The sequence below is a fragment of the Niallia oryzisoli genome (genome assembly GCF_036670025.1).
Classification (GTDB): Bacteria; Bacillota; Bacilli; order Bacillales; family Cytobacillaceae; genus Bacillus_BD; species Bacillus_BD oryzisoli.
The window spans coordinates 1192530-1212733 of the sequence record NZ_CP137640.1 but is presented as its reverse complement, the minus strand read 5'-3'; the positions used below and the strand labels follow the sequence as shown (position 1 = coordinate 1212733).

Annotated in this window: 19 protein-coding genes and 1 riboswitch; of the genes, 2 read left to right on the top strand and 17 right to left on the bottom strand. The window is 39.0% G+C overall.

The features are described 5' to 3' along the window. Positions 1-39: 39 nt before the first annotated feature. The 6 genes from R4Z09_RS06035 to R4Z09_RS06010 all read right to left on the bottom strand — a co-directional run bounded on the left by R4Z09_RS06035 (position 40) and on the right by R4Z09_RS06010 (position 4227). Entirely contained in the window at positions 40-555 is a 516-nt protein-coding gene (locus R4Z09_RS06035; RefSeq protein ID WP_338451440.1) for a metallophosphoesterase, read from the bottom strand. Further along, positions 555-1163, bottom strand: a complete 609-nt coding sequence (locus R4Z09_RS06030; RefSeq protein WP_338451439.1) for an XTP/dITP diphosphatase — start codon at positions 1161-1163, stop codon at positions 555-557. Before R4Z09_RS06030 ends, R4Z09_RS06035 begins: the two co-directional genes overlap by 1 nt. Positions 1164-1284: 121 nt before the next feature. Beyond that, positions 1285-2370: a GerMN domain-containing protein gene (locus R4Z09_RS06025; protein ID WP_338451438.1), complete on the bottom strand. Its 1086-nt coding sequence runs from the start codon at positions 2368-2370 to the stop codon at positions 1285-1287. A 143-nt stretch (positions 2371-2513) separates the two neighbouring features. Next, positions 2514-3329: a glutamate racemase gene (racE, locus tag R4Z09_RS06020; protein WP_338453208.1), complete on the bottom strand. Its 816-nt coding sequence runs from the start codon at positions 3327-3329 to the stop codon at positions 2514-2516. 16 nt (positions 3330-3345) lie between these two features. After that, positions 3346-3789: a MarR family transcriptional regulator gene (locus R4Z09_RS06015; protein ID WP_338451437.1), complete on the bottom strand. Its 444-nt coding sequence runs from the start codon at positions 3787-3789 to the stop codon at positions 3346-3348. 213 nt (positions 3790-4002) lie between these two features. Continuing rightward, the gene (locus tag R4Z09_RS06010) at positions 4003-4227 is read right to left on the bottom strand and encodes a helix-turn-helix domain-containing protein (RefSeq protein ID WP_071395962.1); all 225 of its coding nucleotides are present in this window, start codon (positions 4225-4227) and stop codon (positions 4003-4005) included. 286 nt (positions 4228-4513) lie between these two features. Here R4Z09_RS06010 and recQ point away from each other — a divergent pair, with 286 nt between their 5' ends. Beyond that, entirely contained in the window at positions 4514-6655 is a 2142-nt protein-coding gene (gene recQ / locus R4Z09_RS06005) for a DNA helicase RecQ (RefSeq protein ID WP_338451436.1), read from the top strand. A 49-nt stretch (positions 6656-6704) separates the two neighbouring features. On the opposite strand, the gene sdhB is transcribed toward recQ, so the two are convergent. The 3 genes from sdhB to R4Z09_RS05990 all read right to left on the bottom strand — a co-directional run bounded on the left by sdhB (position 6705) and on the right by R4Z09_RS05990 (position 9950). Then, positions 6705-7466 carry a succinate dehydrogenase iron-sulfur subunit gene (gene sdhB, locus R4Z09_RS06000; protein WP_338451435.1) on the bottom strand — a complete coding sequence of 254 codons (762 nt, stop codon included), beginning with the start codon at positions 7464-7466 and terminating at the stop codon, positions 6705-6707. A gap of 50 nt (positions 7467-7516) precedes the next feature. Then, positions 7517-9271, bottom strand: coding sequence for a succinate dehydrogenase flavoprotein subunit (gene sdhA, locus R4Z09_RS05995; protein WP_338451434.1), 1755 nt, complete (start codon positions 9269-9271; stop codon positions 7517-7519). A 70-nt stretch (positions 9272-9341) separates the two neighbouring features. Further along, entirely contained in the window at positions 9342-9950 is a 609-nt protein-coding gene (locus R4Z09_RS05990; RefSeq protein WP_338451433.1) for a succinate dehydrogenase cytochrome b558 subunit, read from the bottom strand. Positions 9951-10329: 379 nt separating this feature from the next. On the opposite strand from R4Z09_RS05990, the gene R4Z09_RS05985 reads away from it, so the two are divergent. Beyond that, a complete protein-coding gene (locus tag R4Z09_RS05985) occupies positions 10330-10794 on the top strand; it encodes a YslB family protein (RefSeq protein WP_338451432.1) in 465 nt (154 codons plus the stop codon). A 192-nt stretch (positions 10795-10986) separates the two neighbouring features. Here the strand turns inward: R4Z09_RS05985 and R4Z09_RS05980 are convergent, their stop codons facing one another. The 8 genes from R4Z09_RS05980 to R4Z09_RS05945 all read right to left on the bottom strand — a co-directional run bounded on the left by R4Z09_RS05980 (position 10987) and on the right by R4Z09_RS05945 (position 20204). Next, positions 10987-12213, bottom strand: coding sequence for an aspartate kinase (locus tag R4Z09_RS05980; RefSeq protein WP_338451431.1), 1227 nt, complete (start codon positions 12211-12213; stop codon positions 10987-10989). 166 nt (positions 12214-12379) lie between these two features. Next, a riboswitch (Lysine riboswitch) is annotated at positions 12380-12558 on the bottom strand. Positions 12559-12626: 68 nt separating this feature from the next. Next, entirely contained in the window at positions 12627-14399 is a 1773-nt protein-coding gene (gene uvrC, locus R4Z09_RS05975) for an excinuclease ABC subunit UvrC (RefSeq protein WP_338451430.1), read from the bottom strand. A 163-nt stretch (positions 14400-14562) separates the two neighbouring features. Further along, positions 14563-14877 (bottom strand): thioredoxin, encoded by a 315-nt coding sequence (gene trxA / locus R4Z09_RS05970; RefSeq protein WP_338451429.1) that lies wholly within the window; start codon positions 14875-14877, stop codon positions 14563-14565. Between the two features lie 172 nt (positions 14878-15049). After that, positions 15050-16027, bottom strand: a complete 978-nt coding sequence (locus R4Z09_RS05965) for an electron transfer flavoprotein subunit alpha/FixB family protein (RefSeq protein ID WP_338451428.1) — start codon at positions 16025-16027, stop codon at positions 15050-15052. Between the two features lie 36 nt (positions 16028-16063). After that, positions 16064-16837, bottom strand: coding sequence for an electron transfer flavoprotein subunit beta/FixA family protein (locus tag R4Z09_RS05960; RefSeq protein WP_338451427.1), 774 nt, complete (start codon positions 16835-16837; stop codon positions 16064-16066). 87 nt (positions 16838-16924) lie between these two features. Beyond that, positions 16925-17698: an enoyl-CoA hydratase gene (locus R4Z09_RS05955; RefSeq protein ID WP_338451426.1), complete on the bottom strand. Its 774-nt coding sequence runs from the start codon at positions 17696-17698 to the stop codon at positions 16925-16927. 175 nt (positions 17699-17873) lie between these two features. Continuing rightward, positions 17874-19574, bottom strand: a complete 1701-nt coding sequence (locus R4Z09_RS05950; RefSeq protein ID WP_338451425.1) for an AMP-binding protein — start codon at positions 19572-19574, stop codon at positions 17874-17876. Positions 19575-19796: 222 nt separating this feature from the next. Further along, positions 19797-20204 (bottom strand): DUF350 domain-containing protein, encoded by a 408-nt coding sequence (locus tag R4Z09_RS05945; protein WP_338451424.1) that lies wholly within the window; start codon positions 20202-20204, stop codon positions 19797-19799.

Here is a 20204-nt window from a genome sequence, read left to right as displayed (position 1 = left end):
AGTGTTGAAAGTTTCACGAAGAAAGTTTTCCCCTATCGATTAGTTCGATAGAGAAAAAACTTGTCTCAATTCAGGCAGTTCACCCTTATCAAGATCAAATACCTTAATTTCGTAGGCATTTTCCTGAATATCTAAAATAACATATGACCGTTCTCTTCTTCCCCGTGGCAGCCTGATGCTGCCTGGATTAATAAACAGAGTTCCGTTCACCATTTCAGCCCCAAGATAATGGGAATGACCAAAACATGCTATATCTGCCCCTGCCTCTTTTGCCCGATACGACAACTTAATTAAATCGGATTTAACAGAGTAGCGGTGCCCATGTGTAATGAAAAACGTCCGGCCGCCTATTTTTTTAACAATATCTTCAGGAAATTCCTCATAGAAATCACAGTTACCTCTAACTGTAATAAATTCCTTTAGAGCCGTTTCACCCGGAGCTAATTCCGAATCTCCACAGTGAACGAAGTATTCTACTTCACTTCCATGGATTTCCTTCAATTTTGCCAGTTCGGTTGTCATTCCGTGACTATCACTCACGATCAGCACTTTCATTACTCGTTCTCCTTCAAAAACAAATGTGATAATTGTTCTTCTAGTTTTTGTAACGCTTTTTTTCTGTGACTGATTTGATTTTTTTCTTCTGGTGAAAGTTCTGCCATTGATTTTTTCATTTCTGTTACATAAAAAATAGGATCATATCCAAAGCCATTGGTTCCTCTTCTCTCAAATAGAACAGTGCCCTCACATTTTCCGTTTACTGTGATCGTCTCCTTACCGGGCATTGCCAATGCTAATGCACAATAGAATCTTCCTGTACGATCCTTTTCTTTCACAGCTTTGAGCTCATTTAATACTTTATCATTGTTGGCTTCATCATTTTTTTCTTCGCCTGCATAGCGTGCCGAGTAAATTCCCGGTCTGCCGTCAAGAGCATCTACAATCAACCCGGAATCATCTGCGATGACCATTTGGTTGAATTGCTTACAAACGGTTTCAGCCTTTAAAATAGCGTTTTCCTCAAATGTTTGTCCTGTTTCTTCAATATCCTCTATATCCGGAAAATCAAGCAATGTCTTAACCTCTATTCCATATGGTTTAAACATCCGGATAAATTCTTTTGCTTTCCCTGGATTTTTTGTTGCGATAATCACTTTTTCCATCTCTTTGCCCACCTTTGAATATCCGCGATTCTCTGCTTCATAACACTAAACAAAGGGAATAAGAGTCGGCATTTTTGCCCACTCTTTTCCACTTTCATTATATAGTATATCAAAAAAAACTTTAGAAGCTACCTGTATTAACATTTTCTGGACGAGTTACAGGCTTTGTCAGTTTTTTACCATCCTCACTCATCAGCTCAGCTTTTCCATTTACCGTTATCGCTACACTCTCAATCCCCTTTTGTTCAGTAAGAGTAAGGACAAGCGATTCCAGTACATTTTGGGATATCATTTTTTTATCAAAGCTGCCAAATATCGATTCATTAAAATTAAGTGTTACCTTTCCATCCTCCACCTTTGGTTCGTCCAGTAATTCTACATCTGAATTGAATTCATTGAGTAAATTAGAAGTTACACTTGGTCCTTTCACTAATTCATTAATAGCCGCATCGATGTTGCTTTCCACCTTATTACTTACGCGTTTCGTTACAGGTACAAAATAATAGGAATCAGCTTCACCGCCAATGTAATAAACCGTTAAAGGTTTTGTATTCGTAATATCGCCTGCCTGTGATACGTCTAGATTAATTCCAATTTTTCTCGATAACTCGTCACCAATTGGTGTACCGTTAACAGGCATCTCCTCAAGCGGATGGCCATTCATTTGGAGTTTAACTTGTTCGATCGAATCAAACTGAGTTAATGTCCAAGTAATGGACTGAAGAATCTTAAGCTCATCCTCTGCCTTATAGTTTTTAAATTCACTGGAGAAATCTACCGTTGCGACCTTATCCTTCACATTCACACTAATCTTTGTTTCATCTGGAATCACAGCTTGAAACCCGTTTGGCAGCATATCTGTTACCGGACCATTTTTCACTAAGTATTCCAGCGCCTGTTTTGCTACTGATTCGGTTTTTGGTAGTTCTAATGTTTGCGGTACAACATATCCATTTTTATCAAATAAATAAAGTTCAGTTTTTCGTGTATCCTCAACCGCTGCATCTTTCTCCTTGTCAGCTGCTGTAGTTTTATCAGTCGTATTGGTTTTCTCTGTGACCTCCGTTTTTTCATTTGTATACGTCACTTCCTTCGGCGGATCAATTTGTTCTTTCTCTTCCACTCCAAAGAGTCCACAGCCGGAAAGCAGCAAGGCAGAAACAACCACAGTTGATACTAAAGTCTTTTTATATTTAGATTTAGACATTACAATCCCTCCAAAGACAGTTTGTACTACATGTATACGAGCTGTTTTTAAAAATAGACCGTCTTTTAAGGAGAAAATATTCCTACTACCTCTGAAGCGCTTTACAGCTAGTTCTCATCAAATGTATATAAAAAAAGAACCTCTTACTTTTTTTGAGGTTCCAGTTCTAACTCAATATGAAATACATTTGTAATTGGTTTGCCAAGCCAGTCAGAAGCTATTTTTGCAAAAATAGTCTTTGAACCGGTTGTATAAAAAGTATGGCTTAACCTTTCCTGCTCCACATTCAGCAATCCGCTATGATGAAGAATCGTGCTCACTTCGGTTGCTGTCTCTTCACCGGAGCTAATCACTTTTACCTTGCTCCCCACCACATTTTGAATAACAGGCTCCAAAAGCGGATAATGTGTACAGCCTAAAATTAGCGTATCAAGCCCTTTATGTTTTAACGGCTTTAGTGTCTCTGCCACAATTTTTTTTGCGACAGCTCCATTATATTCTCCACTCTCTACTAATGGAACAAATTTAGGACATGAAAGTGAAGCTACTTTTGTTTGCTTGTTTATTTGTTTAAGTGCTTTTTCATAAGCTGCACTCTTTATTGTTCCTTCTGTTCCTATCACGCCGATCCGGTTGTTCTTCGTGACCTTTATCGCTGCCCGCGCTCCCGGATGAATGACTCCAAGCACCGGAATAGAAAGCTCTTTTCTAATTTCTTCTAATACAACAGCAGTCGCCGTATTACAAGCAATCACCAGCATTTTAATATCCTTATTCAATAAAAACCTTGTCATCTGCCATGTAAAGGTTTTTACCTCCTCCGCTGGTCTTGGACCATATGGACATCTTGCTGTGTCTCCAACATATATAATTTGTTCATTTGGGAGCTGGCGCATAATTTCTTTTGCCACCGTCAGCCCTCCAACACCTGAATCTATAACTCCTATCGGATGTCTCAAACTAACCGCCTCATTCTTATCGCATATCATGATGTAATCTCTTTAAATTATTTTGTATTTGAACTAAATCATCCTGTGAATACTCTTGAAAAAGCTCTCGCAAATATGCCTGGCGTTTTTTGATGACTTCATCGATCAGCTTTTTTCCTTCCTGAAGCAGATGGACCCGGACAACCCGGCGATCATTCTCATCACGTACCCTTTTAACCAGACTGTTTTTTTCCATTCTATCAATTAGATCTGTTGTCGTGCTGAAGGCTAAATACATTTTCGTCGACAGCTCGCCAATCGTCATGTCCCCTTCGTCAAATAGCCATTGTAATGCAATGAATTGGGGCAAGGTAATTGAATAATCACTTAAAAGCTCGCGCCCTTTTTGTTTTATGATTCCGGAGATATAGCGGAGATCTTTTTCAATATTTGTGACTACGTCATAATATTCATCTTTATCAAGTTCCATCTCTTTTTGGACACTCCTCTATATTCGTTGAACATTCCTAATGGCTGTTCTTATTTTCTATCACTTTAATTTAAAATTCAAGAACAAATACATAACAAACAAGGCAAATATGTAATAAATCATCCATTAGTAAGATAACTGAACCTGCTGAATAGTAAATTAACCCTATTCATGTATTAACCGGTATCCTCAAAAGAGGATACCGGTTAATTTTCAAAGCTTTAGCTCTCCCATACGAAGGAGTTCTATTACAGCTTGTGAACGCCCCTTGACACCTAATTTCTGCATGGCATTCGAGATGTGATTACGAACTGTTTTCTCGCTTATAAATAATTCTCCCGCGATCTCTTTTGTTGTTTTATCTTGTACTAACAGTTCGAATACTTCTCTCTCTCGTTTGGTGAGTAATGGCTTGTGTGTATATTCATTCTCCTTCAAATATTGTAACCCTCCTTGCCTTCGCCAGCTTTGAACTGCGGGATGGGTATATATTTAGTCACCATATCATATGTCAATGAAAGTGTTGGAGTGACAATATTTCTTGAATGATAAAGGCAAATTTAAGTAAATTATTTAATGCGTGCAAATTCATTTAAAATTAATTAAAATGGCTCCCCATATTATATGAGACACTACGCAGAAAGATTATTTAAATCCCCCTTCTTATCAAGCTTACTGTTCAATGATAAAATAGATATTATTCTAGTAAATAAGGTGATAAGAAATGTTACTAAAAGCGAAGGAACTGTTACAAGAATACTTTGGTTATTCATCTTTTCGAAACGGGCAGAAGGAAATTATTGAAAACATTTTGGAGAAGAAAAATACGCTCGGTATCTTACCGACAGGTGGAGGAAAATCACTTTGCTTTCAAATTCCAGCATTACTTTTCTCCGGAACCACCATTGTCATTTCCCCGCTTATTTCACTCATGAAGGATCAAGTCGACTCACTCTCCAGTGCGGAAATTCCAGCAACATTTATCAACAGCTCTCTTACTACTAAGGAACAGACGGAACGGATTTCTCTCATCCGCCAAGGTGCCTATAAGCTTGTTTATGTAGCACCAGAACGATTTGAATCCTCACAATTTATTGATTTGCTTAATTCAATTGACATTCCTTTGATTGCATTTGATGAAGCACATTGTATTTCCCAATGGGGTCATGATTTCAGACCAAGCTATCGGTCGATCATTTCTTCCTTAAGCAAACTAAAACACAATCCTGTTGTGGTCGCTTTAACTGCGACAGCAACAGTAAATGTGGCAGATGACATCCGTATGTTATTAAATATTCAGCGTACAGACACGTTTAAAACGGGTTTTGCCCGTGAAAATCTCGCCTTTCATGTTGTGAAAGGAATGAATAAACGTGACTATCTCATTTCTTATTTAAAGCAGCATCAAAAGCAATCCGGCATTATTTATACTGCAAGCAGAAAAGAGACGGATCAGCTTCATCATTACTTATCTCAGCAAGGCTATTCAGTGGCAAAATATCATGCCGGACTTAGTGAAAAACAGCGAAAAATAGCCCAAGATCAGTTTGTCTATGATGAAAAGGAAATCATGATTGCAACGAATGCATTCGGTATGGGCATCGATAAATCCAATGTTCGTTTTGTCATTCATTATAATCTTCCAAAAAATATTGAAGCCTATTATCAAGAGGCAGGCCGTGCAGGACGAGATGGAGAGGAAAGTGAATGCTATCTGCTTTTCTCACCGCAGGACATTCAGTTACAAAAATTTTTCATTGAGGAATCAAACCTTGATTTTGAAAAACGGGAGCAGGAATACCATAAGCTGAATCAAATGGTCATGTACTGCCATACAGAGGAATGTCTCCAATCCTACATTATTCAGTATTTTGATCAACAAAGTTCTACCAGCAACTGTGGGAAATGCTCAAGCTGTATTGACCATCGAGAAAAGGTGGATATTACCCGTGAGGCACAAATGATCTTTTCCTGCTGTAAACGAATGGGAGAACGGTTTGGCGTTACGTTAATTGCACAGGTATTAAAAGGCTCAAGCCAGAAACGGATTAAAGAATTACGCTTTCAAGAGCTTTCAACCTATGGTTTATTACGTACACAAACAGAAAAAGAGATCGTAAACATGATTAATTATTTACTGGCTGAAGGCTACCTCCTCTTAACAGACGGAAAATATCCTGTTGTGAAGGTGATGCCTAAAGCCATGCCTGTGTTAAAAGGGCAGGAAACCGTTATGATGAAAAAAGCACCTGTTATGACAAATAACAAAGAAGAAACCGACGAAAATAAAGATTTATTTGAAATTCTGCGTGTCCTACGCAAAGAACTCGCAGATGAAGAACATATTCCGCCATTTATCATCTTTGCTGATAGTACATTAAAAGAGATGAGCAGACACTACCCAATGAATGAAGAAGCAATGCTTCGAATAAAAGGGGTAGGACAAACAAAGTTTACAAAGTATGGTCAGGCATTTTTGGCAAAAATATGCGAGTATGTAGAGGAAAATCATATTTCCGTATCAGGTATGCCACCGCTTCAAAAGGAAGAAGCAAAGCGGAAGGAGCAGCTTGAACAGCCAAGTCATAACCTCTCCTACCAGCTCTACATGCAAGGAAAAACAATCGGGGAAATTGCCAAAGAGCGAAAATTAACAAATATTACGGTCCAAAAACATATTATTCGCAGCATTCAGGAAGGAAATGAAGTCAATTGGCAGGAGCTGTTTGATACAGAAACAGAGAAACGGGTGTTAGAAGCCATTAAGATGGCAGGCGGAGAGAAACTAAAACCAATTTGGGAAGCATTAAACGGCGAAATCGATTATTTTATTATCCAAGCGGTCATGTGTAAAAGCCAGCTGTAATTAGAAAAGAAGAGGATGTCACAAGACATCCTCTTCTTTCTTATAACTATTAGACAGTATCACTGCCAAAGAAATTTTTAAATGATTGGATTGCTGTATCTCTATTAAGAGCTGCAATTGATGTAGTTAATGGAATACCTTTTGGACAAGACTGAACACAGTTTTGTGAGTTTCCACAGTTTGCCAAACCTCCATCGCCCATAATTTGCTCTAAACGTTCTGCTTTATTCATTGCACCTGTTGGGTGAGCATTGAATAAACGAACTTGTGATAATGGAGCAGGTCCGATAAAGTTTGATTTACTATTTACATTTGGACAAGCTTCCAAACAAACACCACATGTCATACATTTTGAAAGTTCATATGCCCATTGACGCTTTTGCTCAGGCATACGTGGTCCAGCACCTAAATCATATGTTCCATCAATAGGAATCCAAGCCTTTACCTTTTTCAATGAGTCAAACATACGGCTTCTATCAATTTGTAAATCACGAACAACTGGGAACGTGCTCATTGGTTCTAGGCGGATTGGTTGTTCAAGCTGATCAACAATCGCAGAACAAGATTGGCGTGGTTTGCCATTGATTACCATTGAGCAGGCACCACAAACCTCTTCTAAACAGTTCATTTCCCAAACAACAGGTGTAGTTTTTTCCCCTTTTTTATTGACAGGATTACGGCGTATTTCCATTAATGCTGCAATAACGTTTAAATTCGGACGATACGGTACCTCAAACTCCTCTTGATAAGGTGCTGAATTCATATCATCTTGACGGGTGATAATAAATGTAACGGTCTTTTGTTCAGACATCCCTATTTCCCCTCTTTTTTGAATTTTAATTCTTGTCGGTGACTTTACTATTAATGACTGCTCTTCGTATAGTCTCTCTTACGAGGCTTAAGAAGTGATACATCAACCTCTTCATAATGGAATTCCGGTGCTGTCTTATTATCAACGAATTTAGCCATTGTTGTTTTCAAGAAGTCCTCATCATTACGATCAGGGAAGTCAGGCTTGTAATGAGCACCGCGGCTTTCATTACGATTATAAGCTCCAATCGTAATAACACGTGCAAGCTGAAGCATATGCTCTAACTGACGAGTAAATGCTGCACCTTGGTTGCTCCATTTAGCCGTATCGTTAATATTGATATTTTGATAGCGTTCTAAAAGCTCTTGAAGTTTTTCATCTGTTTGAAGAAGTTTATCATTGTAACGAACAACTGTAACGTTTGCAGTCATCCATTCTCCAAGTTCTTTATGAAGCACATAAGCATTCTCTGTTCCATTCATGGACATAATGTTGTTCCATTTAGCTTCTTCCTCTTTAACATAACGATCATAAATGGTAGATGGTAAAGCATCTGAGCTCTTTTCCAGTCCATTAATATAGCGAACAGCATTTGGTCCTGCGACCATTCCGCCATAGATTGCAGATAATAAAGAGTTAGCTCCTAAACGGTTAGCTCCGTGCATTGAATAATCACATTCACCAGCAGCAAATAGCCCTGGAATATTTGTCATTTGATCATAATCGACGTACAATCCACCCATTGAATAGTGAACAGCAGGGAAAATTTTCATTGGAAGTTTACGTGGATCATCACCAGTAAATTTCTCATAGATTTCAATGATACCGCCTAATTTAACATCAAGTTCATGCGGATCCTTATGAGAAAGATCCAAATAAACCATATTTTCCCCATTAATACCGAGCTTCTGATTGATACAAACATCGAATATTTCACGTGTTGCAATATCCCTTGGAACTAGGTTTCCGTACGCTGGATATTTTTCCTCTAAGAAATACCATGGCTTACCATCTTTGTATGTCCAAATACGTCCGCCTTCACCACGGGCAGATTCACTCATTAAGCGAAGCTTGTCATCCCCAGGAATGGCAGTAGGATGGATTTGGATCATTTCTCCGTTTGCATAGTAAACACCTTGCTGGTAAGCAATAGCTGCTGCTGATCCTGTATTAATAACAGAGTTAGTAGATTTACCAAAGATAATTCCAGGTCCGCCAGTTGCCAAAATAACGGCATCTGCTGAGAATGATTGAATTTCCATTGATTTAAGGTTCTGAGCTACAATACCGCGGCAAACTCCTTCATCATCGACAACGATGCTTAATAATTCCCAGCCTTCATACTTTGTAACTAATCCAGAAACCTCATGGCTTCTAACTTGTTCATCAAGAGCATATAGTAATTGCTGTCCAGTCGTTGCACCAGCAAATGCTGTTCTATGGTGCTGCGTTCCACCGAAGCGGCGGAAATCTAGTAATCCTTCAGGAGTACGGTTAAACATAACTCCCATACGGTCAAATAAGTGAATAATTCCTGGTGCAGCCTCAGTCATCGCTTTTACTGGAGGCTGGTTCGCTAGGAAGTCTCCTCCGTATACAGTATCATCAAAGTGAACCCACGGAGAGTCACCTTCACCTTTTGTATTTACTGCTCCATTAATACCGCCCTGGGCACAAACAGAGTGAGAGCGTTTTACCGGTACAAGTGAGAACAAGTCAACCGCTGTTCCCGATTCTGCAATTTTTGTTGTCGCCATTAGACCTGCAAGGCCACCGCCGACTACGATAACTTTCCCTTTCGACATTCGTAACTCACTCCAATCATAGTACGTTCATTAGTTCTTTAATCTATCAAACTGTATTCATCAGTATCTATTATACAAAAGCTAATAAAGCACGAACACCCACTATAGAAAGTGCAACGAAGATAACCATTGTAACATAAGTGGAAATCTGTTGTGATCTTGGTGTCATTGTGATACCCCAACTTACGAGGAATGACCATAAACCGTTTGCAAAATGGAAGATAGCAGAAACGACACCAACTATGTAGAATCCTAACATAAATGGATTAGCCAGAATGTCTTCCATCATTTGAAAATTAACCTCTGCTCCAAATGCCGCTGCAATTCTTGTTTCCCACACATGCCAAATAACGAAAATAAACGTAATAACACCAGTAACACGCTGCAGCATAAACATCCAATTTCGGAAAAATGTGTATCTGCCAGTATTATTTTTCGCTGTGAAAGCAATATAGACTCCATAAATTGCATGATATAATAACGGTAAGAAAATAATAAAAACTTCTAAAAAGATCTTGAATGGAAGACTTTCCATAAAGTGAGAAGCATTGTTAAACGCCTCCTCTCCCTTTGTAGCAAAGTGATTCACAACTAGATGCTGTGTAAGGAATAATCCTACAGGTATAACACCTAGTAATGAATGCAATCTGCGATTAAAATACTCTCGATTTCCAGCCATTGCATTTTACCCCCTTAGTTTTTTAAAAATAGTGATTTTTGACTTTTCTGTTTTCTCTCCGCTTATTTTGAGCAATCGCTCAACATCAGAAAAGTAAATAGTTTATTTTCTTACAATTGTGTGACAACTTCATTTTACTCTCTAGTGAAATATAGGTCAAGAAAACGAATTACATAATTATCGTAATTACTACAATTTTTTTAAAAAATTCAATCTTATTGCAAATATTCGTTATAACAAACAAAATTTATGGTTTATTTTGTTGAAGCATAGTAAATTATCCATTTTTCCCTCAGATTTCCATTCTTCTTTTTTCATCACATTTGCTTACTCAAATTGAAAATTGTATATAATAGAGTTGTAGAAAGAGGGGAGCGCATTGAGTAAAAGTACTGCTGCAGAGATACAGCAAGAGGTCAGCTCTGAAGAGACCATTCCTGCTTTTGGTTATGAACTGCTAAGAAAGGTGTTATTACCTGAAATACTAGGAGATGACACCGCTGAGATTTTATATTGGGCAGGTAAAAAGCTTGCACGGAAATACCCGCTTAACAGCCTCGAAGAGATTATAGACTTTTTCAATAAAGCAGGCTGGGGAATCTTAACTATTAATAAGGAATCAAATAATGAACTTGAATTAGAGTTAACAAGTTCAATCATTTCAAAACGCATGCAAAATAAAAAATCCCGTGATTCACATCAATTTCAATTGGAAGCTGGATTTCTAGCTGAACAAATTGAAATACAAAAGCAAGTGATTTCCGAAGCATTTGAACACCCGCGAAAAAAGTCTTCAAAAGTCCTCTTTACAATTAAATGGGATAAAAAAGACATTGTATCTTAAAAAGGAGGCTGTACACAGACAGCCTCTTTTCTTTATGCGATAAAAAGTATATCTTTAGACTTTGATAGTGGTCTAGCGCAAGCAGCCGGCCCCTCTTGGGTCTAGCCAATCCGTCAAGAAGGTTAAAGAACAACCTTCATGCCGGCTTGTCTTATTACAGCCTTAAGGCTGATCAGGCGCTTGCGCTTTTCTTTATGCCCTGACAGTTGAGTGTGAAAGTCCAAAGGTCTCATGCAGGGATTCTACGGCATGGACCATCTGGCTGTCAGCAATAACAGTTGAAACTTTAATTTCAGAAGTACTTACCATTTTTATTTGGATGCCTTCTTCAGAGAGAATCGCAAACATCTCTGCCGCTACACCAGGATTCGAGACCATACCGGAACCAACGATTGACACCTTGGCTAAGCCTGACTCAGTCTCAATTTTTTCATACGGAAACAAGCTTTTATTCTTTTCCAAAACCTCCATTGCTTCTTTTAAATCATTGCTTTTTATCGAAAAGGACAGATTCGTCCGTTCATCTGAAAAACTTTGAATAATAATATCTACATTTATATGATGTTTGGCCAACGTTGTAAACACATCTGAAAGTCCTGTTAATGAATTTGACAAACCATTTATCGTCACTCTCGTAATTTGATCTTCAAATGCCAGTCCACGTACAATTAGATTTTCCTCCAATGACACTTCCTCCTCAATGATGGTTCCCGGTTCTCTTTCCGTACTTGAACGAACTTCAAGTGGTACGGAATAATTTTTTGCATATTCGACGGCTCTTGGATGTAACACACTTGCCCCAAGCTGAGCAAGCTCTAGCATTTCATCATATGAAATAGACTGCAGCTTACGCGCGCCCTTGATATAACGCGGATCCGTCGTAAAAACACCCGTTACATCTGTATATATATCACATTTATCTGCTTTTAAAGCAGCTGCTAATGCAACAGCTGTCGTATCCGAGCCTCCACGGCCTAATGTCGTAATTTCACCATCTTCTGTTATTCCCTGAAAGCCTGCTACAACTACAATTTTCCCTTCTTTTAAGGGCCGCTCAATCCGTTCTGTATCGATTTTTAAAATCCTTGCATTCCCATGAACAGATTCTGTTGTCATTCCTGCCTGCCAGCCAGTATAGGAAACGGCATCATATCCTTTTTCTAATAATGCCATCGTTAAAAGCGAGATAGTTACCTGCTCACCGGTTGCCAAAAGCATATCCATTTCCCTTTTGTTAGGATAATCTGAAATTTCATTTGCCATCACAACGAGTTGATCTGTCGTTTTTCCCATCGCTGAAACAACAACGACTACATCATGCCCTCTTTGTTTCTCTTCAATAACACGTTCGGCAACATTTTTAATCTTCTCAACACTGCCAACCGACGTACCGCCAAACTTTTGAACAATAATCCCCATTATTTCCCTTCTTTCTATCGTACGTTCTTTTCCTAGAGCAGTTGCTTATCTTGTGAAAGAAGCTCATTCATACGGGATGCGCATGAATGGAACAGCACAAAAAAAAGCAATGAGTCTCTACCTCATTGCTGTGACAATCCAGTATTATTCCAATAATACGCACACAAAATGAGATAGCTCTCCAAGACTAATTTGTCTTGACAATCCTGCATTTATTCAATACAGAACCAGCAAGAAAAGCAATGAGTCCTTTCTTACTTCGGCAAGCGTCCCTTTTAAAATCCATCACAGAAGCTCATCCTTCTCCGGATTTTTACTCATGAAGCCCGCACCTCTACCTTCATTTCAACACTATATAGTGCCAAAATTATAAAGTTAATTTTACTATAACATATTTATTAGGATACTGACAATTATTCTTGGAGTTTATCTAGTAATGCTTTTGCTGTATTCTGTGGGATTCCGGCAGCGACAATGTCCTCAAGCGCCGCTTCCTTTAACTTTTTCACAGAGCCAAATTTTTTTAACAATTGTTTTTTTCGCTTCTCTCCTATGCCGGGAATATCATCAAGTATGGATTGAAAAGCATTTTTCCCCCTTAATTGACGATGAAACGTGATCGCAAACCGGTGAACCTCATCTTGTATCCTTTGTAATAAATAAAATTCCTGACTATTTCTCGCCAGATCTATTACTTCAAGCGGATTTCCATATAACAGCTGGGATGTCCGATGCTTTTCATCCTTCGCCAATCCGGCAATTGGTACATCAATCCCCAGTTCATTTTCTAATACATCTCTAACTGCTTCAATATGTCCCTTCCCGCCATCAATAATAATTAAATCAGGAAACGGCAATCCTTCTTTTAGAACCCGTGTATATCTTCGCCGGACAACCTCACGCATCGATTCATAATCATCCGGCCCTTGGACAGTCTTTATCTTATATTTCCGGTATTCCTTTTTTTCCGGCTTTCCATCAATAAAAACAATCATGGCAGAAACCGGGTTCGTACCTTGAATATTCGAGTTATCAAATGACTCAATGCGATGCGGCGTATAAATTCCCATGGCCTGGCCAAGCCGTTCGATGGCATTGATTGTCCGCTCTTCATCCCGTTCAATTAACGAGAACTTTTCCGTAAGGGCAATTTTTGCATTTTTACAGGCGAGCTTAACTAAGTCCTTCTTTTGTCCTCTTTGCGGCCGCAGCACTTTTACCTGTAATACCTCCTCGGCTATTTCAGCTGATACAGTATCAGGAACTAGAATCTCCTTAGGCTTAAAGTGGTTTTCTTTTGTATAAAATTGTCCCAAGAATGTCAATATATCTTCTTCCGGTTCATTATAAAACGGAAACATCGATACATCACGTTCAATTAACTTTCCCTGTCTGATAAAAAAGACCTGCACACACATCCAGCCTTTATCCACTGCATATCCAAAAACATCACGATCAGTAAAATCTGTCGTCGTCATTTTTTGCTTTTCCATTGTTGCTTCAATATGAGCAATTCGGTCTCGATATTCCTTTGCTCTTTCAAAATCAAGCTCTTCTGCTGCAGCCGTCATTTTTTCTGTTAATTCATTCTTAATTTCTTTATAACCGCCATTTAAAAACCGGATAATTTCATCGGTTATTTTCCGGTATTCCTCTTCATTTACTTCGTTGACACATGGTGCCAGGCATTGGTCTAAATGATAGTATAAACAGACCCGGTCGGGCAGTGTCGAACATTTACGCAATGGATAAATCCGGTCAAGCAGCTTTTTCGTCTCGTTTGCCGAGTGAACGTTTGGATAAGGTCCAAAATATTTTCCTTTATCCTTCTTTACTTTTCTTGTTGTAATCAGTCTAGGATGTCTTTCTGTAGTCAGTTTAATAAAAGGATAGCTTTTATCATCCTTCAGCATGATATTGTACTTAGGATCATATTTTTTGATTAAATTGATCTCAAGTACCAGCGCCTCTACATTGGAAGATGTAACGATATATTCAAAATCCTCGATTTCATTTACAAGTCTTAATGTTTTTCCATCATGGGAACCTGTGAAATAGGACCGCACACGATTTTTGAGAATTTTTGCTTTCCCGACATAAATGATTGTTCCCTGGCGGTCTTTCATTAAATAACAACCAGGCTGTTCAGGCAATAATGTGAGTTTATTCTTGATTGTATCATTCATCAGGGCTCCCTCCTTTGTCATTTCTTTTTTCATTTTAGTTGTTCGAAGAGTAGTTGGGCAAGTAGGAAAGGACATAAGCAGTAAAAAAGAAAATGTAAAAAACCCGCTAACATCATACGCTAGCGGGACGTTTTAACTGTATTTATCTGATTGAAGCTTTAAATTAAAATTGTTGTTGTAAACGTTCAGCAAGTGCTTCTTTTGGCTGGAAGCCCACTACTTTATCAACTACTTCGCCTTCTTTTAGTACGATTAGAGTTGGAATACTCATAACGCCAAATTTAGCAGCAGTTTCTTGATTTTCATCAACATCTACTTTAACGATTTTCACTTTGTCGCCGATTTCAGAATCAAGATCTTCTAAAACAGGTGCAATCATTTTACAAGGTCCACACCATGGTGCCCAGAAATCAACAAGCACTAAGCCAGAACCTGTTTCAGTTGCAAACGTTTGATCAGTTGCATGTGTTATAGCCATTTTAACAATTTCCTCCTCGAATAACTTAAAATTCTAATGAAAGTATATCATCGTTACAATCATCTTGCTAACATTTTGCCTCATCGGAGGTAGTATGTCCAAAAATTAACGCTCTAAAACACAAAAGCGAACGGTTTGGCTTTCCGCTCGCTTTCTTTTTACAGGACCCTATTTATGCTTTAATAAGCAGTTTTCTAAACTCCTCCGTCAGCATCGGAACAACTTCAAATAGATCACCAACAATGCCATAGTCGGCAACATTAAAAATATTTGCTTCAGGGTCTTTATTAATAGCTACAATGACTTTGGAATTAGACATTCCGGCTAAATGCTGAATGGCACCGGAAATCCCGCAGGCAATGTACAAATCAGGTGTGACCACTTTTCCCGTCTGTCCAATCTGCAGGGAATAATCACAATAATCTGCATCACAAGCACCTCGGGATGCTCCGACTGCGCCGCCTAACACTTTAGCCAATTCTTTTAACGGTTCAAATCCCTCTTTACTCTTTACACCGCGTCCGCCGGCCACAATGACTTTGGCTTCGGAAAGATCTACACCTGTACTTGCTTTTTGTACAACCTCTTTGATGATGGAGCGTAAATCCTTAATATCTGCCTGCAAAGAGGAAATATCGCCTGTTTTGGACTCATCCTTCTCAAGTGGAGCAATATTATTCGGACGAATCGTAGCAAACATTAGTCCATCCGTAATCATTTTCTTTTCGAAAGCTTTTCCTGAATAGATCGGGCGGGTAAAAATAATATTACCTCCCGCTTCCTCAATCGCCGTAACATCTGAGATTAAACCCGAATTTAATTTTGCTGCCAGCTTCGGTGCTAAATCTTTTCCTAGGGCTGTATGACCGAAAATGATCCCATCCGGATTGACATCCTGGATAACAGCTAAAAGGGCCTGGGCATATCCATCTGATGTATATTGGGCTAATTGTACATGTTCCACCGTTACAACACGGTCTGCACCATGTTGAATCAAGTCATTGCCTAAAGAATGGACTGATTGTCCGACTAATACTCCTACTACCTCGCCACCTTGGGCGGCTGCTTTAGCAGCTGCTACTGCTTCAAACGAAACATTACGTAGGGAACCATCACGAACCTCACCAAGTACAAGTATTTTCTTCGACATAGGCATTATTACCTCCCGGGTATTTTGTTCTTTCACTTAAATCACTTTCGCTTCACTATGAAGCAGCTGCACTAATTCTTTTGCTTGTTGTTCCAACTCACCCTGCAGCAGACGTCCTGCTTCCTTTTTCGGTGGCAGAAAAATCTCTATTGTTTTTGTTTTCGCTGCAACTTCATCCTCGTCAAGGTCCAAATCATCTAATTCAAGTTCTGCCAGCGGTTTTTTCTTGGCCTTCATAATCCCTGGTAATGAAGGATATCGAGGCTCATTTAAACCCTGTTGTGCAGTCACTAATAATGGCAAATTTGTTTCAATTACTTCGGAATTCCCTTCCACATCTCGTACAACAGTGGCACGGTTTCCATCTATTTCAAGCTTTGTTATTGTTGTTACATAATTAATTCCAAGCAGTTCAGCCACCCTTGGTCCTACTTGACCAGAACCGCCATCAATTGCAACATTTCCGCCTAGAATTAAGTCAGGTGACTTATCCTTTAAATACTCCGCAATGATTTTCGCCGTTGTATACTGGTCCCCATGTTCAACCGTATCTTCTGTATTGATTAGCACTGCTTTATCTGCTCCCATCGCTAATGCCGTACGGAGTTGTGTTACTGCATCTTGGCTGCCGACAGAAATAACTGTTACTTCTCCGCCATGAGCATCTCTCACTTGGATTGCTTCTTCTATGGCATACTCATCATATGGATTGATAATAAATTCCGCACCGTCTTCATTGATGCCTCCGCTAGAAAGTGTAATTTTCTCTTCCGTATCAAAGGTTCTTTTCATAAGGACATATATATTCATCTTGATTACCTCCCGTTATCTTAGTAGAATTAAAATTTTTATAAATATTCTGTATATTATTAACAAAAAAGCTATACCACCCATTCATCAGTTCCCTTTGAACTTCGGCTGTCTTTTCTCTATAAATGCAGAGATACCTTCTTTTGCATCATTTGAAGAGAACACTTCACCAAAAAGCTCAGCTTCTTTTTCTACTCCTGCATAATACTCTTTTGTTTTTGCAGCATTTAGTAGTGTAATGACTGCTTTGATGGAGGCAGGACTTTTCTTAGCAATTAATTTAGCCATTTCCTCCGTTTTATTAAGCAGTTCTTTTTCAGGAAAGGCATGATTAACTAGTCCGTATTGAACGGCTTCTTTCCCTGTAATGGCTTGACTTGTATACAGCATTTCCGCTGCTCTGGCAGCCCCGACATATCTTGGAAGCCTTTGTGTTCCAGCAAATCCCGGAATTAACCCAAGCTGCAGCTCAGGTAAACCAAGCTTTGCATCCTCAGCCGCTATTCTAAAATGGCAGGCCATTGCTAATTCCAACCCGCCTCCAAGTGCAGCTCCATGGATGCAAGCAATAATCGGTTTGCAAAAGGTTTCAATTCTCTCAAATAATGCTTGACCATACTTGCCATATTGGGCAAATTGTTCCGTAGATTCTATACTAGTAAACTCTTTAATATCGGCACCTGCAGAAAAAAAACGGCCTTCCCCATGAATAATGACTGCTCTGATTTCATCACTTTTCTCAATTTGATCCAGTACTGATGAGAGTTCCTTTAGTGAAATTGAAGAAAGCGCATTTGCGGGCGGTCTCTTAAGTGTAATCTTTGCTACTCGATCCTGATAACTCCACATTACAAACTCCACTTGAACACCACCTAACTTCTCATTTTCTGTTACCAAATGTTTTACATAGTTCATTCATAATTTCTATCATTATGTGTATTATTCCTTCTATTTTCCAAATTCACAGGCTAGTCTGACATAAATATCTATCCGTAATCTTACTCAGAAGGAAAGCCGGTATGAATTCCGGCCTTTTTCACTCTTGTTCATTGTCCTCGACATTTTCAAGGTTATTTCTTTCTTCATCAATAAGCACTCTGCGTAAAATTTTTCCAACTGTACTTTTTGGTAACTCATCACGAAATTCATATATTCGCGGTACTTTATAAGCAGCGAGATATTTACGCGAAAACTCATTAAGCTCCTGCTCTGTCACAAAGGTGTTCTTCTTTAACACAATATAGGCTTTTACTGTTTCACCGCGATATGGGTCGGGTACACCTGCAACCACTACTTCTTGTATATGTGGATGCTCATACAAGACTTCCTCTACTTCCCTCGGGTAGACATTAAACCCGCCTGCAATAATCATATCTTTTTTCCGATCAACCACATAGAAATACCCTTCTTCGTCCATATACCCTAGATCCCCTGTAAAAAGCCAGCCGTCTCGAATGATATTTTCTGTTTCTTCCTGTTTATTCCAATAGCCTTTCATGATTTGCGGACCTTTAATGGTGATTTCACCGATTTCTCTCGGAGGAAGTGACTCCCCATCTTCCAAGGAGACGATTTGTGCTTCTGTATCAGGCCACGGTACCCCAATACTCCCCGGTTTTCTTCGGCCCCATAGGAAGTTTGCATGTGTAACCGGTGAAGCCTCTGTTAATCCATAACCCTCCACCAGTTTCCCGCCGGTTTCCTGCTCAAATTGCTGCTGTACTTCAACTGGTAATGGTGCAGAACCGCTAAGACAGGAATCAATGGATGATATATCATATTTTTTCAAATCAGGATGATTCAAGAGCCCAATATAGATCGTAGGTGCTCCCGGAAATAAGGTCGGACGCTGTTTGTGAATCGTCTTTAAAGTTGTTTCCGCGTCAAACTTAGGCAGTAAGACCATTTTGTGGGCTTCCATAACAGCTAGTATCATTAATGTTGTGATTCCATACACGTGAAAAAATGGAATAATACCGAGGATGATTTCCTCACCGCGTTTACATTTATATAGCCAGGCAGAACACATGGAAACATTTGCAACAAGATTTTTGTGTGTCAGCATGACTCCCTTAGGGAAACCGGTTGTTCCTCCTGAATATTGGAGAAGTGCAATATCCTCTTCATGATGTAGGTTATTTTCTATATAGGCAGCATTCGGCCCTTTTAATATTTCTTTCAATAAATGGTTATTATTCCCGTGCTTTACATTCACAACAAGACCATACTGTTTTTTCTGGAGAAAAGGGTAGATGATGTTTTTTGGGAAGGGAAGGAAATCCTTGATAGTGGTTACAACGATATGTTGTAAATTTGTACTTGCTTTCACTTTCGTTACCCTCGGAAACAAAATATCCAGGGTAATAATCAATTTTGTACCGGAGTCATTCAATTGGTATTGCAGTTCACGCTCTGTGTACAGGGGATTAGTTTCAACGACAATTCCGCCGGCCATCAAGATGCCGTAGAAAGAAATCACTGCCTGCGGGCAATTAGGAAGCATGATCGCTATGCGATCACCCTTTTTGATACCGATTTCCTGTAAATATCCTGCCAGCTTCACAGCAGCCTCATATATATATTGAAATGTAAATTCTTTGCCTAAGAAATGGATAGCTTTTTTATTTGGAAATTCAGCTGCTGTACTTTTTAAATAATCTTGAAGCGGTTTATTGTCGTAATTTAACTGTGGAGGGATTTCCTCCGGATAAAGTTGAAGCCACGGCTTTTCACTCATGATGGCCCTCCTTTTTCGTGACAAACCTATGCAAACGATTCTTTTTTATTTATATATATGGATTCCTTGCCTCTAATTAGAACACAAAAAAACGAACCCGCTTCGATACAGGTTCGTTTTTCTATTAAACAAAAAATACCATATAAATAATCCCAATCAATAAAAAAATACCACAGCAAATCAATAGTATTTTTGCGAGTTTTTCCACTTTATGCTCTCCCTTTATGTGATACTTGCTCCAATAACATAAGATAGACCGATCGAAATGACCATCGAAATCAAGCCGACTGCTCGGTTATCCTTCTCAATTTCATCATCTATTTTGAAGGTTGGAGTTAAAAACTCAAAAATAAAATATCCAACAAGTAGAAGAAGAAAACCGAACACTCCCCAGCCCACCATTGTCAGCAAAGTATTATTATGTTCAATGGAGAAACGGAAAATATTCGTGATGCCGAATATTTTTCCTCCGGTGGCCATGGCTACTGCCAAATTTCCCTTTTTTATTTCCGACCAATTTCTATACTTTGTCACCAGTTCAAATACAGCTAAGAAAACAATGATACAAAGTATAACAACGCTGTAATTGGCAGCTGTTTGAACATATTGGTTCTCCCAAAATTGATTCAT

Bases quoted from the DNA above. Each gene is read 5' to 3' on its own strand.
- R4Z09_RS06025 (WP_338451438.1), bottom strand. From the start codon at position 2,370: ATGTCTAAATCTAAATATAAAAAGACTTTAGTATCAACTGTGGTTGTT.
- R4Z09_RS05950 (WP_338451425.1), bottom strand. From the start codon at position 19,574: ATGAGTGAAAAGCCGTGGCTTCAACTTTATCCGGAGGAAATCCCTCCA.
- trxA (WP_338451429.1), bottom strand. From the start codon at position 14,877: ATGGCTATAACACATGCAACTGATCAAACGTTTGCAACTGAAACAGGT.
- sdhA (WP_338451434.1), bottom strand. From the start codon at position 9,271: ATGTCGAAAGGGAAAGTTATCGTAGTCGGCGGTGGCCTTGCAGGTCTA.
- R4Z09_RS06030 (WP_338451439.1), bottom strand. From the start codon at position 1,163: ATGGAAAAAGTGATTATCGCAACAAAAAATCCAGGGAAAGCAAAAGAA.
- R4Z09_RS05980 (WP_338451431.1), bottom strand. From the start codon at position 12,213: ATGGGGATTATTGTTCAAAAGTTTGGCGGTACGTCGGTTGGCAGTGTT.
- sdhB (WP_338451435.1), bottom strand. From the start codon at position 7,466: ATGTCTGAACAAAAGACCGTTACATTTATTATCACCCGTCAAGATGAT.
- uvrC (WP_338451430.1), bottom strand. From the start codon at position 14,399: ATGAATGATACAATCAAGAATAAACTCACATTATTGCCTGAACAGCCT.
- R4Z09_RS05960 (WP_338451427.1), bottom strand. From the start codon at position 16,837: ATGAATATATATGTCCTTATGAAAAGAACCTTTGATACGGAAGAGAAA.
- recQ (WP_338451436.1), top strand. From the start codon at position 4,514: ATGTTACTAAAAGCGAAGGAACTGTTACAAGAATACTTTGGTTATTCA.
- R4Z09_RS06015 (WP_338451437.1), bottom strand. From the start codon at position 3,789: ATGGAACTTGATAAAGATGAATATTATGACGTAGTCACAAATATTGAA.
- R4Z09_RS06035 (WP_338451440.1), bottom strand. From the start codon at position 555: ATGAAAGTGCTGATCGTGAGTGATAGTCACGGAATGACAACCGAACTG.
- R4Z09_RS05965 (WP_338451428.1), bottom strand. From the start codon at position 16,027: ATGTCGAAGAAAATACTTGTACTTGGTGAGGTTCGTGATGGTTCCCTA.
- R4Z09_RS05990 (WP_338451433.1), bottom strand. From the start codon at position 9,950: ATGGCTGGAAATCGAGAGTATTTTAATCGCAGATTGCATTCATTACTA.
- R4Z09_RS05945 (WP_338451424.1), bottom strand. From the start codon at position 20,204: ATGAATCAATTTTGGGAGAACCAATATGTTCAAACAGCTGCCAATTAC.